The following is a 17,092-nucleotide window of genomic DNA, read 5'->3' as shown; positions in this document are numbered from 1 at the left end:
CATGGCAGTACATGGAACAGGATAATTTACAGAAAACAGGTGAGAACGATGCAGCATATTTATCCGGAATCAGCAGCAGCCGCTGCCGGTGAAGTCGACCCGGCTCAGGAGCACGATGCACACGCGGCAGAACAAGCCTCAGGTAAGGTCTGTTCTCGCTGCGGCCAGATGCATCCGCTCTCCCATTACTTGAAGCGCACCGGACGCAAGTCTGGACGAGCAAGACGGCGCGGCACCTGTCGGAACTGCCGCAAACAATTAAAAGCCGCCAAAATCGACGGTTCCAGTTCTATCACGCCACCACAGGCAGAAATTACACGCGCCGAAGCGCATCTTGCAGCCACTTATACGAATGCTTCCCAGCATCCAGCTCATCCAGCGGTAGATCATACTGATAATCCTTCTACCCCTGCCATCGGTCATGAGAGCGGTTCATCGATCGTCACCGCTCGCCCTGTTCGCAGCCTGCCCTCGATCGAAGCCAGCGATATTCGTGGTCATGGTCTGGATCTTTCGATTCTGCGTCCAACTCGCCGTGGGATTGTACACATGCGTGGACGCACGGACAAAGGTCGCCGCTGGCATCAGGAAACCGATATGGAGACGGCGATTACACTCGTGAAGGAATATGCCGCTGTCGTCGTCAATCGCCATACGATTCGCCGACTATACAGCAACCGTTCTTTTCGAAAATATATTTTGGAGCGAGATCACTACACCTGCTACTTCTGCGGTGGGCCTGGTGATACGATCGACCATTTGCTACCACGTGCCAGAGGTGGACACACCACACCGCTCAATTGTGTGTGCGCCTGCAATCTGTGCAATCAAGCCAAAGCCGATCATGATCTGCACCATTTTATCCAGCCTGCTGATGCGGAAGCATAATATGAATAGTGTGCTGCATTCCATCGGTTCCCATTTTTAGTATTGAAGCCGCTTTCGTAATGCATTATGATAAAACCATCATACGCAGAGCGTTGGAGGTCAGGATGAACAAATATCAATTCATCTGGTGTGAGGGAGTATGCGGCTATGGCGGCGTCACCTCACTTGGAGTCATGGCGATGCATTATATGGATCATACCTTTACACTGACGCTGGACGGCATTTTAGGTGAAATTTCGCGTACCGTACCCCTCTTTTTGTTATGCGGTTATTTGCTAGGTGAGCTCATCTGGCGCTGGAAATCCGTCCGCTCTCAACCCGATAAATAAACTTTTATTCGCTGCAATAGATAGGATGTATCCATAGGAGCTTGAACAAGACTCAAGCTCTACACAATCGAAAGCCCTGCTTCAACGAGTCTGACCGTTTAGATTAGCGGCCTAACTTGTTGAAGCAGGGCTTCGCTTTTATGATCGCTGCATAGACTGGTGCTGACGGAGGCATGCGCTTCATACTTGCACTACTGTGCGGATGTGCGGACTTCGCCTCATCCCATCATTCACGGTCATTGCGTTTCCAATCATCCGCTGACTGCGGCTCATCCTCTTGCTGATCCTGTCCGCTATCGTTCATCGACGATGACTCTTCAGAATACTCATCCGTACGAATCGGCAGCTCCACTGTCTCGAATTGACGAATCAGCAGCTCCAGATGCTGTTCGATCACCTCAAGGGCTCCTTCCGCTGCATGCAGATCGATTGGCTCCTCTAAAAGTAATAGCCTTGCATGCTCCAATGATTGAAAGCTTTGCTCCTGAAAGGGACGAATCTGTAGATGATCTAATGGCAGCTCGGTGAGGCGACTGGCAATATCACGATGATGACTGCTCAATGCTTCCCAGCGCTCCATATCCAGCTTTTTACGTAAATCGAGCTCCTCGGGATAGCTCATTAGCGCGAGACGCTGCTCCTGTAGCCGCTGAATCGCAGCACTAATCTGCAAGCTATCCTCATAAGCACGCGCATAATGCGGCGTCTTCCCGAGCAGATTATGCACAATTTGCGGGCAAAGTCGTTCCATCCGTTGCAGTAAATGTTGCATATCCTCATAGCGCTCCTGCTGCTCATTCAGATGATGTACCGCATAATGCCCTTCCAGACTTGCCCACTCACGGGCATGCCAATCCGGGAGCGATTCATATTCTTCTATCGTTCGTTCTGCCTCCTCCGATACCTGCATCGCCTGCTGACGAAAACGGAGCATATCCTGTACTAATCGCTGTGCCTGCTGAATATGGCTGTCCAGTGTTCGCCTTGCTGCCATCGCACCATTACGATCACCACGAGCCTGTAGCTTGCGCATACGTTGCTGATCGGTACGAGCCAGCTCCAGCAGGGCTAGCGGATTCTCATCCCCACCTGTATACAATCCTTCACGGGCAATCTGTGCTTCCAATTCATCGGCGATTCGATCCAGATCGTAGGTAGCATCGATCGACTGAGCGGCTACTTGCTCCTGCTCTCGTGCTTGTTTTCCAGGTACAGCGGTGATGGCCGTTGAGGTCGCCGCCGCTATCACATCAGCAGGCACCGTACCATGAAGTAAAGCATGCTGCTGCTCCAGTGGTACCAGCTGCTCCTCAATCAATAGTAGATCATGCTCTAATCGTCCAAGCTCTAGCCTGGGACGTGAAAGGGATAGAAGCGGCAGGCGAATCGCTCGCACAGCTGAACGGCATTGCTGTGTCTGTGCAAGCTGCTGCTCTGACTCCTGACGTAGCTGAGATTGCAGCATACTTTTATCCTTGCTCCCACCGCTGGCAGCGATATCCGTATTGAGCACATCCGAGCCGAGCAGAACGGCGAGTCGATGCTCTATTTTATTAATGCGTCGCTGAAGTGCTGTTCGACGCCGAAGCAGCTTACGCCGGACGGACAAACGCCGCCATATTAGTACAACAGTAGCCAGTACGAGCAGAAGCAAAATGCCTGCTCCAATCTGAAGTACAAGCTGACGCTTATGATGCAAATTCTGATTTTGCTGCTCGCTTAGTTGCGATGACTCTGAACTCACAGGAGATTGTGTACTCTCCTCCTGATTCGTTGCATGGTTGCCTTTTCCGGATACTGGCCCTAATCCGTTAAGATATTCACTAATCGCAATTACACCACCAGCCACATCACCTGTTTTGGCGTAAGGTACAAACTGTGTATCTGTTACGCCACGTACAGTGGCTGCACGGCTTGCGGCAATTCGCGTAGCCAGCTCATCATTTTCAAATGCCATATGCACAAAATTCGGATTCGTCGTGATCAATAGCAGGAGCTCGTTGGAGCCGAGACCGAATTCATCATACAGCTGATCAACCAGCTTCATGCCTGCTTCCTCGCTATACCCCGATACTGTCATCACATACAGCTTATAATGATGATTCGCTAATGCTTGATTCATCCGCTGAATATCTTTATCGCTAAATAGCCCGGCATCATCTTTTACATGATTGTTCACATAGGGACTGGCAATCGCAATATGGCTCGTCAGTGCTGGCAATGTTACACCTGCAATAAGCAAACCGAGCAATATCCTATACACCCATCGAAATAACCTTTCCATCTGGCTCCCCTTTATATGTTCAACTCCAGAACGCCTGGCGTTCGAGTATGATAAATTGAAATCGTATCCATCCATTATTATGATACAATTATCGCCAAGACACAAAGCACGAATAGGAGCATCTCGCTCCTAAATGAATAGAATTTACCGCGATCGAGCGCGAAAGGAGCTTGTATGAACACCTCTATTGCAAAAGACACCTCGTCGGCACGCCTACTGTCGTTGAATACTGGATTACCTGTCCATGTGGAATGGAATGGCAAATCGGTCTATACTGGCTTTATCAAAACACCGTCCAGTGAGCCACTTCACATAAGCGCGGAAGGCATTCAGCAGGATGGTCAGGGTGATCTTAAAAATCACGGTGGCCCGGATAAAGCAGCCTGTGTGTATTCGGCGGATCACTATTCCTGGTGGAGTGAACAGATGAATCGTCCATTTGAGCCGGGTGCCTTTGGAGAAAACTTTACCGTTCAAGGTTTGCAAGAGCAAGACGTCTGTATCGGGGATACATACCGGATTGGCACGGCAACGGTTCAAGTGAGCCAGCCCCGTCAGCCCTGCTTCAAGCTCGCGGCGCATCTGGAGCGTAGTGAAATGATTCTGCGTGTGCGCGATACGGGCTATTCTGGCTTCTATTTCCGCGTTATTACACCGGGTACGATCCAGGCAGGTGATGCCTTCACCTTGCTGAGCCGTGAGGGAAAGGGTACGACGATCGCTGAATGTAATCGTGTGCTGTATCATGAAAAAGGCGATACGGCAGCACTGCGACAGCTGCTGGATGAGCCTGCTCTGGCGAAATCGCTGCATAAGCATTTGAGTAAGCGTTTGGCGGATTGATATTAAATGGATATTAGAATGATTCTGGTTGGATATAGGTTGGACTCCAGTCAATATGCTGGATACATTGGCTGCTGTACGCTGATATACAGAAATGTCAGCCGCGTGATGCACCGATGCACTATTTCACGACGAATAAAGCCGAGAAGTAGACACTTCAATGGGTTCTCTATACTTTTCCAATCCCTCAGCTGAGCTAAGCGCTATCGTATTAGCATCTAGCTGAACGATGCTCCTATATACGAACTGTCCTTTCATAGCACGAGCTACCTTATTTTCATAACAGAGCTCGTGCTTTTCTCATACATAAAAAAGGAACATATGTTCTTGTATTTTATCTTGCTTCTCGCTAATATAAAAGTATCTAAAACAGACACCTACCCTACATACATTACAGCCGTACCCTCTTCATCGAGGGTTCTTTTAGCAAAATTCGCACCTGGAGGCTTGTACATGACAGAGCTGCTTGATCCTCGTAATGATTTTTTGTTTAAACGTATTTTCGGTAGTGAAGAGAATCAGGATGTATTGCTTGCTTTTCTGAATCGAACATTTACCGAGGCACATCGTCCGCCACTGCGTGAAATTATTGTGCTTAATCCTTATATCGAAAAAGACTCTCCACTTGATAAGCAATCGATTCTGGATATTCGGGCACGCACGACAGAAGGTGAGCTGATTAATGTTGAAATGCAGCTATTTAACCGCTATGATATGGAAAAACGTACTTTATTTTATTGGAGTAAGCTGTATTCGTCCCAGCTGGTGGAAGGGCAATCCTACAGCACATTGAAGCGGTGCGTAACGATTAATATTCTGGATTTTGCGTTACTCAAAAATGACCTTTACCATAGTGTATTTCACCTGCACGAGGATCAGACAGGCATTACACTGACAGACGATATCGAGATTCATTTTTTGGAGCTACCCAAATTGAATGCTCAAGCTGCCCCGACAAAACAGGGCGGACTCGCCAACTGGCTATTATTTCTAAAAGGCGTCACACCAGATCAATGGGAGGTGCTAACGATGAATGAGCCAAAGCTCAAAAAAGCGATGGATACACTGGAATTTCTCAGCCAGGATCAGGAGGCACGCATGCGCTATGAAGCTCGTCAGAAATACCTGCATGATCAGGCATCCTTAATGGAAGCTGCCAAGAACGCCGAATTGTACGGCTTTAAGGCGGGCATGGAGAAGGGAATCCAGGAAGGTATAGAAAAAGGCATGGAAAAAGGCATCGAGCAGAGCTTGCAACAAACAGCTTTACGCATGCTAAAGCTCGGATTAGATACACACACCATTAGCCAGGTGACGGGTTTAAACGAAAGCGAAATCCGTACTCTAGCCCACTCTTCCGACTAAAAATTACACTTAACGTAGTTCACCATACGCACTCATCATACAAAGCCACATCGACAGGCAAGCCTGCTCGCATGTGGCTTTTGCATGTTCGAGCTCCAGTTCGATCTCTAGCCCCATTCTAATTCCTATTTCCAAGCAAAAACCGCCAATCCTCAGCCCGTACAGCCGAGAATCGACGGCAGTCACTGCATTCGATATCGCATCATCTCATATTCACTTGGTGCCTTCTCGACCTATCTCTTATCCACGCTGACGCTCCAGCCATTGCAGAGCACGTGTCTCACTATCTGTACTCGTGCCTGGCGACAAGCGAATACTAATCTTATGCTCGAATGGAGTAACCAGATTCACCAGCAGCGTTCGGCAATCATACGGATACGAAGCCTCTCGCACCGAAGCTGCCGTATGCTCACCTGCGCCTCCAGATAGCACCATCCAGTCCTCTCCACTCTCTATACGAATCAGCCCATCCTTCCAGAACGCTACCTTATCCTCATACACTGATTCCAGCTCGCCATCTTCGGCTACAACCTGAGATTCGCTACCGAAAATAAACGATAGCTGTGTCATCACTTCCGCTGGCTCAGCCGAACGAATATACAGATCGATCCCACCAACCTGCTCAACCATTTCCACCTCGACCCCATACTCGCACGTATGGGTAGCTTCACGGAATTGATGCGGCAGTAAGTACCACGGACTCACATCATCAAAAGCAGAGCGTGGTAAATGCTCGGCTGGAATCGGTGCGTTATAGCCTTTATGGTAGACCGCCGTCAGCTTATACCCGCTATCCGTCTCTTCCAGCGTCTGCATCGGCACAAAGCCTGGTCCAAAATACGAAGCTAGCTGTAGTCCAAGCAAACGTACCTTTCCATGACGAAGCGCCAGCATAGAGGAGGTTTCCGTCATCATCGTCAGACTCGTCTGCTCATGGCGGATGCGTAGCACCGGCGCGCCAAAGTCCAGATGCGGACGACTGTAGCGAATCGCATTATGATGACCTGCGTCTGAAATCCCTGCCACATACTGTTCACGTCCAAAGCTACCATTGATCATCTGACGATAATTATGCGGTAGCTGTCCAGGCTGTACGGTATCGCTATCTGTACGCGGATAAAGCAGCATGCCGATGAGCGGATTATTCGCACAGCTAAAGGTTTCCTGTACCGCATCGGCTGCCAGCTGCTCCATCGCAGCAAAGCGTGGATCATGATCGATCGTAGTCATTAAATAATACGACAGCAGATAGCTCTCCATCGTGAACAGCTGTCCGAAGTCCTGACGACCAGAATAATCGGTCACGACCTCACCGGACGGATGAATCAGATACATCATCATCTCCAGATTATGACGCACCGGATCAAGCAGCTCGGGACGTTGCAGCTCGCGTGCGGCATGGATCAGCATCACATCACTGACCGCATTGTAGATCCCATTACTGCGTTCCGTCCATTCACCATCTGGCGTAATATCCATTCCTTCTGCCATCCACTCATCTGCACGCTGTTGCAGACGCGTGTCGGCAAAAATTCTGTACAAATAACCGAGTGCCGCACACAATACCCAGCGGTGATTCGGTGTATGACAGCCTCCCGTCAGCATCACAGGAATCGTTCGTTCCAGAAATAAGCGCATATTTGCAATCGTCCCCTGCGCTTCTGGCCATACCTCGCGTGACAGCAGCAAATAAAGCTGTGCATAGCCGACGATGACAAAGCCTGTATCCGGTGGCGAATGAAAATTCGTCCATCCCGGCGAAATGGAGCCATCCTCATGCTGAACACGAAGCATATAGAGAGAAGCCAGCTCCAATCGCTCTAGCAAATCCGGATTATGATAATAGACCGAATCTCGATTCACCAATGCCGCTGTCCAGACCGCCATCCATACCGGCGTGCCTACGCTATGATTGGGCCATGGGATGCCATTAGCTAGATCCTTAACACCGCCATAGTAACGGCTATCCGCTTCCATAACCTGCCTGTGCATCCCGCGTTCAACCCATTCCTCATTCAGATTGACCAGCTTATCCAGCGTCTTCATCGGCTATACTCCTCTCGTACTTCCTGCATGGCGTGCAGCTATTTTGCTCAGCAGCAGCTGATGACTCTCATCAATTTCATGCGGCTGACACGCCGCTTTGAGCTCGTATACCTTGACCGGGGCATGGTCAATAATATCCAGAAAACGATCGAAAAATTCCATATCGCCGCTATGCACATACGGACACCAGTGATCCGACAAGCCGAGCGTCTCGTGAATGTGTACACCGATAATATCTTCCTTCATCGCATTCGCTTCTTCTGCGTTATGATACAGACCCATGCGATCCATCATCATCCCATGTCCGATATCGTACCAGAGATAGACGGGTGCACCCTTCATACGCTCACGTACCGTTTTCGCTTCCGATAGCGTTGGCATCTGATAGCAGCGTGAACGCGTCTCAATCCCAAAGGCTACATCATAACCCTTTGACAATACACGATCACATACCTCCTCCAGACTATGCTGAATACGCTCCAGATAGGTGGCTGCCAGGCTTTCACGCCGCTCCAGCATTTCCGACCATAGCTTCTGATAAGCTGGCGAGTCCTTGCCCTGTTCATGATAGATGCCTTTCAGCTCTTCATCGATATTGTAGGCAAACGGTACCTCACCCGGATGCACCACGACCGCCTTAGCACCATAACGATGTGCATACTCCGCCGAGCCAACAAGCAGATCAATCGCCTTTTTACGCTTGGTCTCATCGTCAAAGCCAAGCAACACAGAATCTGTACCATAGTCTGGATCAGGCGTATGTGGAAACGTATTATGCACACTCGATACGCCAATCTCGCCGCGTTCGATCATGGGCTCAATGGTCTGTAGCATTTCTTTCGTTACATTATAATTCAGCTCTACCTTCTGGAAGCCCAGCTCCTTGATCTCCTCGATCATCGCTGCTCCATCATTCGGGTGACGCTTAATGTTCCAACAAGTAGAAAATGAGTATTCGCCTTTGGATGTGTACATGGTCAATCCTTCCTTTTCTCTATAGTGTAAGGCTCGTCCGCTGCTTCTCCTTCGAGCGCACCTTCGTAGTAAAAAGGATGCGGCCCCCTGTACGGGAAGCCGCGATCCTCATTATCCTGCTTGCTATACAGTTGTCGTTAGAATCTAGCGCGATTAGCCTTTGACCGCACCTAGCATTACACCACTAACAAAGTAGCGTTGCAGCCATGGATACACGATCAGAATCGGCACGGTTGCGAAAATAACGCTCGCCGCCTTCAGACTCTCTGGCATCATATTCGCTGTACCTGCAACCTCATTACGCATCAGCTCGGTTGCCATATTGTTCTGGATCAATTGATACAACTTCAATTGCAACGGATACAGCTCCGGACTGTTAATGTACATGAGTGTATCCATAAATCCATTCCAGCGTCCAACCGCATAGAACAGACTGAGCGTTGCAATAACCGGCATCGACAATGGCAAAATGATACGGAGCAATGTACGGAAGTGACTGCTACCATCAATCTCTGCCGCCTCCTCCAGACTATCCGGTATCCCTTTAAAGAATGAGATCATAATGATCAGATAGAATGGACTGATCAAGCCTGGCAAAATGAGTGCCCACATCGTATCCAGCAAGTGCAGGTTACGCACCAGAATGTACTCAGGAATAATACCACCACTAAAGAACATCGTAATGATGATCACGACCATAAAGAAGCCGCGGCCTTTCAGATTCGACTTGGACAGCGGATATGCTGCCGCAATCGTCATCGCCATACAGAACAGCGTGAATACCGCTGTCAGCATTACTGTAAAGCCGAGCGAGCGAATCATCGATGGATCGCTAAACACCTTTACATATGCCTCAATCGTAAATTCCTTCGGGAATAGCGTAACCTCACCCGACATAATCGGACGTGACGAACTAAGCGAGATCGAGAGCACGTGGATAAAAGGGAAAATACAGATCAGTACCGAGACAGCGATGAGCGTCATATTTACAATATCGAAAATACGGTCACCACGACTAATGTTAGGCTTGACCTTGATGCGGTCGGTTTCATTAACGCGAGCTGCTTCTGCCATTATAGGATCCCCTCCCCGGTCGTTTTCTTCGCTGCGAAGTTCGCACCCAGTACGAAAATGAGTCCAACTACAGCCTGGAACAGACCAACCACGGTCGCCAGCGTATATTGTCCGGATTCCAAACCGATCCGGTAGACGAATGTACTCAGTACATCTGAATATTCCTGAACGGCAACGTTACCAATAACGTAAGGACGTTCAAACCCGATCGTTACCATATTGCCGAGGTTAATAATCAGCAGCGTAATGATCGTTGGGCGCAGTCCTGGCAGTGTAATATGCCAGATACGGCGCATACGTGTTGCACCATCGACCTCAGCTGCTTCATACAGCTCTTTGTTGATCCCAGTCAGTGCAGCCAGGTATAGAATCGTACCCCAGCCTGCACTTTGCCATACACCTGTCAGCAGATAGGTGATCAGCCAGTAGTTCGGATCAGTCAGGAACGGGATCGGCTGGAAGCCCATCGATACCCACAGATTGTTAATAAAGCCGGATTGCGTGCCAAATACTTGATACACAATTCCCCCGATAATAACCCAGGAGATAAAGTGCGGAATATAGAGAATGGTCTGCGAAAGTTTCTTGAACCACAACGCTTTGACCTCATACAGCATAATCGCAAGGATCAGCGGTGCCGGGAACGAAACGATCAGGTCCAGAATATTCAACATTAAGGTGTTGCGAAGAGTACGATAAAAATCCTGATTTTGGAAAACCTCTCGAAAGCCATCCCAGCCAATCCATTCACTGCCGTTAATACCCTGGAAAAAGTTAAAATCCTTAAATGCAATCTGTACGCCGTACATCGGTCCATATTTGAAAATGGCAAAGTAAGCGAGCGGCAAAATGAGCAGGAAATACAGCTGCCAGTATCTTCTCAGGTAGGTGGACGTTTTCACTGTCGTACTCCCCTTTCAGCTTATAAATGGGGAGATCGCCTGCGCCCGTAAGCCAGGCAATCTCCAAATCATTACAGATCAATCGTGTACAGATGTCTTACTTGCTCGCGCCGCCCTCTTGGAATACTTTCGTGCGCTCATCGAGAATTGCCTGTCCACCGCTGCTCATATAATCCTTGAGTAAAGCATCATATGTTGCATCGAATTGTGCGGTTGGAGCCATGGTTGCTTTAACGATCAGCTGTGAATACTTATCCTGCAGGGCACTGCCGTATTTTGCTTCCGCTTCAATCGGTTTGTTGAAGTTGACCGGAGCAATCGTATCGGTATTGGAGATTTCAACCGATTTACGCATATCGGCCTGATACTCTTCCGGTACCTGCATAATATAAGCATCATTGTTTTGTTCTTCTGTGCCTGCTACTTTACCGTTGGCGATAATCGCCATGTCACCATAGTTGTACAGACGGTTTTGCGCTTCAGTAGAAGCATCCTCTTTCGCTACAGGTACGCCATTTTTAAGTGTATAGTTTTCGCCTTCTACACCATTTTGCATATCGAACAGGTTTTTACCGGATGCCATCCAGTCCAGATACTTGATCGCTTCAACCGCTTTGCTGCTCGATTTAGGGATCATAATGTACAGACCGTTAGACGCATATTCTGGCTTCGCATGCTTGCCTTCGTTGTTAGTAAACACATCTACTGGTGTCAGCTTCGCATTCTTCACATTCGCTTGCAGATTTTTGTTCGTACCGTTGTACGTGAAGTACAGCTCGCCTGCATCCTCTGTGTAGAAGCCGACCTTACCGTTTTGCACATCCTGCCAGAGCTGCTTTTTGTCTTCATCCAGACCGAAGTCACGGCTAATCAAGCCTTCGTTGTACAGCTTGTTCATGAATTTCAGTCCATCCTTGAAGCCTGGCAGCAGGGTTGGATAATCGCTGGAGCCAAGCTTTTGGGTCAGCGTGTACTTTTGCTCATCTGTCAACGGCTGTCGCACGAACGACCAGAGCAGCGGCTCATACTGTGCCGGAGCGATCGTCATACCGAACGGAATCAAGCCGCTTCCTACTTTGCCCGGGTCTTTCTCTTTAAAAGCCTTCAATGTGTTGTACAGCTCGTCTGTCGTTTGCGGTAGTGGCATTTTCAGTGCATCCAGCCAGTCCTGACGAATATAAGAAGCGTATTTGCCAAGCACCGAGCGTTTACCCGGAATGGCGAATTGCTTACCTTCGATTTGACCGTAAGAAAGTGTATCCTCACCGAGGAATTTTTTCAGATTCGGGCCGTACTGATTCAGCAGATCAGTCAGATCGGTCAGACCGCCCTGCTGTGCATAACGGTTAAATGTGCCTTGATCGTATGTGAACACGATATCCGGTACATCGCCGCCACTTGCCATCAGTACGTTCAGCTTTTGCAGCTCTTCCGAACGCGGGATTGGTACATATTGAACATCGATTTTGTTCGGTTCACCAAAACGCTCATTAACCAGCTTCGTCATATAGTTGTCGCTGATTGTCGAGCCTGCTGGCGAATTACCACGGTCAAACACTTCAACCTTGAGCACCGACTTGCCATCTGCTGTTGTTGCGCCAGCTTCACTACCTGAACTGGAGCAACCCGCGAGTACAGTCGTACCTGCAAGTACGGTTGCGAGCATCATACCCGACCAGCTCTTGAACCATGTTTTACCAGAAACCAATTTCATTTTGCCAACCCCTTTATTCACTTTTCTCCCTCTTTAGCTATGTTGACCTGATAAGTTAATTTATCTGTCACAATCTCGTATTTGGGATGTCTCCATTATGGCACTCAAGTATAAAAAGGCTCAATAAACTTGTTTCCGAGCATAAACACAGTCTTGAGAAGCCCGATATTATAGGTTTTGTAACCGCATCGCATTTTATAAATAACATATAAAGTTATATATGCGTAATATATAGCAATGCGGCTACATTGCCTATTTTATTGAATAGATAAGGATTGCCTTACTTCGTATACGCGCCTTCCTGGAATGCTTTTGTACGCTCATCCATAATAGCCTGTCCACCACTGCTCATATAATCCTTCAGCAGGGAATCGTACGTAGCATCGAATTGGTCTGGCGTGACCATAGTTGCTTTTACAACCAGCTGATCAAATTTATCCTGCAATGCGCTACCATATTTCGCTTCCGATTCAATTGGCTTGTTAAAGTTGATCGGTGGGAACGTGTCACTGTTAGAGATCTCAACCGACTTCCGCATGTCTGCCTGGTATTTCTCTGGCATTTGCATAATGTAGGCATCATTGTTTTGTTCTTCTGTTCCTACGATTTTACCGTTAGCGATAATCACCATGTCGCCATAGTTATAAATGCGATTTGTTACATCAGCAGATGCATCTTCTTTAATGATTGGCAAACCGTCTTTAAGTGTATAATTTTCGCCTTCTACACCATTTTGCATATCGAATACATTTTTGCCGGAAGCCATCCAGTCCAGATACTTGATCGCTTCAACTGCTTTTGTGCTTGATTTTGGAATCATGATGTACAGACCGTTGGATGCATATTGTGGCTTGATATGCTTGCCTTCGTTATTCGTAAACACATCGGTCGGTGTCAGTACAGCGCCTTTTACATTCTTTTGTAGATTCTCGTACGTGCCATTAGCGTAGTATGGGTTACCAGCATCTTCAGTGAAGAAGCCAACCTTACCGTTTTGGATATCCTGTCCAAACTGCTTTTTATCCTTATCTAGACTGAAATCACGGCTGATCATACCCTCGTTGTACAGCTTGTTCATAAATTTCAGTCCATCCTTGAAGCCTGGCAGCAGTACAGGATAGTCACGTGAGCCGAGCTTTTGCGTCATTGTATACTTTTGCTCATCTGTAAGGGGCTGCTTAATAAACGACCAGATCAGCGGCTCGTATTGTGCTGGTTCAATCGTCATCGCGAATGGAATCAATCCGCTACCCACTTTACCCGGGTCTTTTTCTTTAAAAGCTTTCAATGTGCTGTACAGCTCGTCTGTCGTTTGTGGCATTGGCATCTTGAGTGCATCCAGCCAGTCCTGACGAATATAAGAAGCGTATTTGCCAAGTACCGAGCGTTTGCCCGGAATCGCATATTGTTTACCTTCGATTTGGCCATAAGCCAGTGTATCCTCACCGAGGAACTTTTTCAGATTCGGGCCATACTGGTTCAGCAGATCAGTCAGATCAGTCAGACCGCCTTGCTGTGCGTAACGGTTGAATGTCCCTTGATCATAAGTGAATACGATATCCGGTACATCGCCGCCGCTTGCCATCAGTACGTTCAGCTTTTGCAGCTCTTCCGAACGGGGAATCGGTACGTATTGTACATCGATTTTATTCGGTGCACCGAAGCGCTCATTAACCAGCTTGGTCAGGTAGTTATTGGTAATGGTAGAACCTGCCGGTGAGTTACCGCGATCGAATACTTCAACCTTTAATACGGATTTGCCATCCGCGGTCGTTGCTCCAGCATCACTTCCTGAGCTTGAACAACCTGCCAGTACAGTAGTGCCTGCGAGCATGACTGCCAGCATTGTTCCGGTGAGTCCCTTCATCCATTTCTTACCTGAATACGCTTTCATTTCTTCATCCCCTTTTATCGGCTTTTCCCCTTATGAGTTATGACTGTTCCGAGCTAGCGTACGATTCATTTATTCAAATTAGGGTTGCACCAATTATGGCATTCACATTTCAAAAGTCTCAATAAACTTGATTCCCACCATAAACTTACAAAGATAACGCTTACATTTGGTGTAATCAACTAAATTCCCGATATAAACTATTTTCAGTAGCCTGAAAACCGCATCAGGACGGGCTTTTCCAGGTATGGCGAAAGAAGCATGTCATATCGAGCATGCTTCTTTTCAGGTGTAGAATTCAGTTTATTTGTTCTATTTTAACGATATGTTCTCACGAATCAACCAACACTTAACCTTATATTTATCAGAAATGGTCAGAACAATTTCCAACCTCTATCCACAATAGCTGCTGCCTATAGGAGCATCTATTAGATGCATCGATTATTTATTTCGCTGCTCGCCTGGTGGTGAAATGAGACTACCGGGCTTCATTTTCAGCTTGCGATAATCACCAGGTGTGACCCCGATAATACGTTTAAATACACGTCCAAATGTAATCGAGTTCGCATAGCCGACCTGAATCGCGATATTTTGAATCGTATCATCGGTAGAATGCAGCAATTCCTCTGCACGCTGTAAACGAAGCTGAACAAGCAGATCAATGAATTTTACATCCAGCTCGGCTTTGAACAGGTGGCTAACATATTTGGGCGTAACATTGAACCGTTCGCTTAGATGATTCAGCGACAGATCAGGATTGGCAAAATGCTCCTCCATATACGCCTTCATATCTCCGATGAGCGCACGCTGATTCGTAGAGTCTCCTGCTTCCTCATAAGTGCGATATAACTGTTCCAAATACGGCATTAATGCGGTCTGTAGCTCATCTACCGTCTCGGCATGAGCGATCTGCTCCATGACGACCTCTGCGTGCTCACTCGCCAGCAGCTGATCCAGTGATGCCGACATGCCCTCCAGCTCCCGATTAAGCATTTGTAGCAGGGATAGCACGAGCGAGCGGATACTATCATCACGCAGTACATCGTCCTCAAGTTGAAGCAGTAGCTGCTGTAGATGATCGCGCCACTCGGGCTGACGAAGACGGAACTCCTTGATCCAGTCCGAGATCAATTGTAAGTAACGATAGCTGTCAGGCTCGCCGCCTTCCGGCAGATCGCTATACATGACGACGCCATCGCGCCCTAACGTCATTGAATATTTCATCGATTCCACAGCGGTATCATAAGCCCGATGCAGCTGAGATGCCTGCTTCACCGTCACGCCCGTGCCAAAGATCATAGGTAAATGCAGATTGTGCTCCACCCATTCCCGGCTACCTGCCGCAAGGGAAAAGAGTAGCCGAGTCCACTGACGTTCATCGCCTTCACCCGCAATAATAATGCCAGCACGGCGCGCACTGATCCACTCCGACCAGCCGTATACACCATCCTGCTGTGCCAGCTCCTGAAACACATTGGTCAGCGCCAGCTTGAGTGTATTATGCTCCTGCGTATTACCCTTTTCACGAAAAGCACGATAGTCCTGAATCTCAGCGACAATACAGGTGTAGGTCAGACGCTCATCTATACCTGTTCGACCCGCAAGCTCCGGGAAAATGCGCAGGCGCTCCAACTCCTGCGGCAATTCCTCCGGCGGCTCACCTTCAATCCAGTTCATAAATAACCGGCGGCGGTGAATAAGCAGGTTCTCATGATGCTGACGCTCATAATCGACCGTTTGATCGATCAGACTTTCCAGCGCCTGATCGATCAGCGCCATTTCGTCCTTGCGCGGTGAATCATGGGCAGATAGCTGTAGCGATTCAATCCGCTGCATCATCACCTGAATCGGCTTATAATTTTTACGTGTAATGTAGATAATATAGGCGATCGATGCGAGTACGACGAGCAAGCCGATCAGCACCCAGATATAAGAGATAACCGATACCCAGGCAAATAGCTGTCCTGCGCGCAGTCCACTTTCCAGCGTCCAGCCCAGACGCTGTGAACGCAGCTCCGTCAGCGGCTGATCATGCTCTACCGCAGCCTCCTCTGTCAGTGCAGGTGGATAGATCTGTTTACCTGCCGCATCCGTAATCGTCAAAAAGGATACCTGGCTATTCACCATGGAGGCGGCTAGCTGCTGCATGCCATAGACGCTCACATTGATCACGATCATCCCCTGATCGCCAAAAGGGAGCGGCAGGCGCTTATGCATACTGATCACCTGACGCTGATCATCTCCGCCCATTTCGGCAAAGGAGCGCGATGTCGACCAGCCCTGCTGCTCCGGCTCCTTTAATGCACGGTCGATAAATGCCTCATCGCGAAAGCCCTGTAACGGTTGCAGCCCTTGCACCGTCAATACACTGTGATCCGAATCGCGGTACACATATACCGACTCCAGCAGATCATTGTTGTCCATTAACTGACGTAAATGCTCTACCACCTGATACGTTACGCCTGTATTGCCTGTATTACGCTCGGCCAGAAATTCATCATAGATCGTCGACGTTTCCACATCACGCAATACATCCATTTCAATCTCCTGCACCGTTCGCTCCATCGTGTCCATCATATAGCTAGTCGAGATTCGATCCGCACGCGCGGTTTCTTTTTTGGAAATCTCATTGATGACGATAAATGACAGGAAAATGAGCATGGAGATCGTCAGTAGGAAAATAGGGAAATACGATAATAGCAACCGCCGATACCAGTTTTTTGACAACAATGGACTTCCCCCTTCCTCAGCATACTCTGTCCATCTATTTCAACAGGTACG

At 48.3% G+C, this 17,092-nt stretch carries 12 protein-coding genes; 4 read left to right on the top strand and 8 right to left on the bottom strand.

Annotated elements, in window-relative coordinates:
* The first annotated feature begins 48 nt into the window (after nt 1-48).
* Both SK066_RS01885 and SK066_RS01880 read left to right on the top strand, forming a co-directional pair.
* Complete coding sequence (locus tag SK066_RS01885) at nt 49-888, top strand: HNH endonuclease (RefSeq protein WP_320543430.1); 840 nt, start codon at nt 49-51, stop codon at nt 886-888.
* Between the two features lie 104 nt (nt 889-992).
* Nucleotides 993-1,217, top strand: a complete 225-nt coding sequence (locus SK066_RS01880; protein ID WP_320543429.1) for a hypothetical protein — start codon at nt 993-995, stop codon at nt 1,215-1,217.
* A 226-nt stretch (nt 1,218-1,443) separates the two neighbouring features.
* Here SK066_RS01880 and SK066_RS01875 read toward each other — a convergent pair whose 3' ends face one another.
* On the bottom strand, nt 1,444-3,501 hold the full coding sequence (locus tag SK066_RS01875; RefSeq protein WP_320543428.1) for a TPM domain-containing protein: 2,058 nt from the start codon (nt 3,499-3,501) through the stop codon (nt 1,444-1,446).
* A 174-nt stretch (nt 3,502-3,675) separates the two neighbouring features.
* On the opposite strand from SK066_RS01875, the gene SK066_RS01870 reads away from it, so the two are divergent.
* Together SK066_RS01870 and SK066_RS01865 are read left to right on the top strand one after the other, a co-directional pair.
* Nucleotides 3,676-4,344 (top strand): MOSC domain-containing protein, encoded by a 669-nt coding sequence (locus SK066_RS01870; protein WP_320543427.1) that lies wholly within the window; start codon nt 3,676-3,678, stop codon nt 4,342-4,344.
* A 453-nt stretch (nt 4,345-4,797) separates the two neighbouring features.
* Entirely contained in the window at nt 4,798-5,709 is a 912-nt protein-coding gene (locus SK066_RS01865) for an Rpn family recombination-promoting nuclease/putative transposase (RefSeq protein WP_320543426.1), read from the top strand.
* Nucleotides 5,710-5,949: 240 nt separating this feature from the next.
* Here the strand turns inward: SK066_RS01865 and SK066_RS01860 are convergent, their stop codons facing one another.
* From SK066_RS01860 to SK066_RS01830, 7 genes are all read right to left on the bottom strand, one after another.
* A complete protein-coding gene (locus SK066_RS01860; protein WP_320543425.1) occupies nt 5,950-7,755 on the bottom strand; it encodes a hypothetical protein in 1,806 nt (601 codons plus the stop codon).
* 3 nt (nt 7,756-7,758) lie between these two features.
* Nucleotides 7,759-8,730, bottom strand: coding sequence for a sugar phosphate isomerase/epimerase family protein (locus SK066_RS01855; protein WP_320543424.1), 972 nt, complete (start codon nt 8,728-8,730; stop codon nt 7,759-7,761).
* 153 nt (nt 8,731-8,883) lie between these two features.
* Nucleotides 8,884-9,714 (bottom strand): carbohydrate ABC transporter permease, encoded by an 831-nt coding sequence (locus SK066_RS01850; protein ID WP_320544779.1) that lies wholly within the window; start codon nt 9,712-9,714, stop codon nt 8,884-8,886.
* An 89-nt stretch (nt 9,715-9,803) separates the two neighbouring features.
* Nucleotides 9,804-10,706, bottom strand: coding sequence for an ABC transporter permease (locus SK066_RS01845; RefSeq protein ID WP_188774382.1), 903 nt, complete (start codon nt 10,704-10,706; stop codon nt 9,804-9,806).
* 97 nt (nt 10,707-10,803) lie between these two features.
* Nucleotides 10,804-12,420 carry an extracellular solute-binding protein gene (locus tag SK066_RS01840; RefSeq protein WP_320543423.1) on the bottom strand — a complete coding sequence of 539 codons (1,617 nt, stop codon included), beginning with the start codon at nt 12,418-12,420 and terminating at the stop codon, nt 10,804-10,806.
* Between the two features lie 280 nt (nt 12,421-12,700).
* Complete coding sequence (locus SK066_RS01835; protein ID WP_320543422.1) at nt 12,701-14,314, bottom strand: extracellular solute-binding protein; 1,614 nt, start codon at nt 14,312-14,314, stop codon at nt 12,701-12,703.
* A gap of 438 nt (nt 14,315-14,752) precedes the next feature.
* On the bottom strand, nt 14,753-17,038 hold the full coding sequence (locus tag SK066_RS01830) for an AraC family transcriptional regulator (protein WP_320543421.1): 2,286 nt from the start codon (nt 17,036-17,038) through the stop codon (nt 14,753-14,755).
* Between the last annotated feature and the right edge of the window lie 54 nt (nt 17,039-17,092).

Source organism: Paenibacillus hunanensis, assembly GCF_034055775.1.
GTDB lineage: Bacteria > Bacillota > Bacilli > Paenibacillales > Paenibacillaceae > Saccharibacillus > Saccharibacillus hunanensis.
This window is presented reverse-complemented; position numbering and strand designations above follow the sequence as displayed.

What these genes read in the sequence shown, in the direction of transcription:
- SK066_RS01835 (WP_320543422.1), bottom strand. Translation starts at nt 14,314, where the DNA reads ATGAAAGCGTATTCAGGTAAGAAATGGATGAAGGGACTCACCGGAACA.
- SK066_RS01850 (WP_320544779.1), bottom strand. Translation starts at nt 9,714, where the DNA reads ATGACGCTCATCGCTGTCTCGGTACTGATCTGTATTTTCCCTTTTATC.
- SK066_RS01840 (WP_320543423.1), bottom strand. Translation starts at nt 12,420, where the DNA reads ATGAAATTGGTTTCTGGTAAAACATGGTTCAAGAGCTGGTCGGGTATG.
- SK066_RS01855 (WP_320543424.1), bottom strand. Translation starts at nt 8,730, where the DNA reads ATGTACACATCCAAAGGCGAATACTCATTTTCTACTTGTTGGAACATT.
- SK066_RS01880 (WP_320543429.1), top strand. Translation starts at nt 993, where the DNA reads ATGAACAAATATCAATTCATCTGGTGTGAGGGAGTATGCGGCTATGGC.
- SK066_RS01875 (WP_320543428.1), bottom strand. Translation starts at nt 3,501, where the DNA reads ATGGAAAGGTTATTTCGATGGGTGTATAGGATATTGCTCGGTTTGCTT.
- SK066_RS01870 (WP_320543427.1), top strand. Translation starts at nt 3,676, where the DNA reads ATGAACACCTCTATTGCAAAAGACACCTCGTCGGCACGCCTACTGTCG.
- SK066_RS01865 (WP_320543426.1), top strand. Translation starts at nt 4,798, where the DNA reads ATGACAGAGCTGCTTGATCCTCGTAATGATTTTTTGTTTAAACGTATT.
- SK066_RS01885 (WP_320543430.1), top strand. Translation starts at nt 49, where the DNA reads ATGCAGCATATTTATCCGGAATCAGCAGCAGCCGCTGCCGGTGAAGTC.
- SK066_RS01860 (WP_320543425.1), bottom strand. Translation starts at nt 7,755, where the DNA reads ATGAAGACGCTGGATAAGCTGGTCAATCTGAATGAGGAATGGGTTGAA.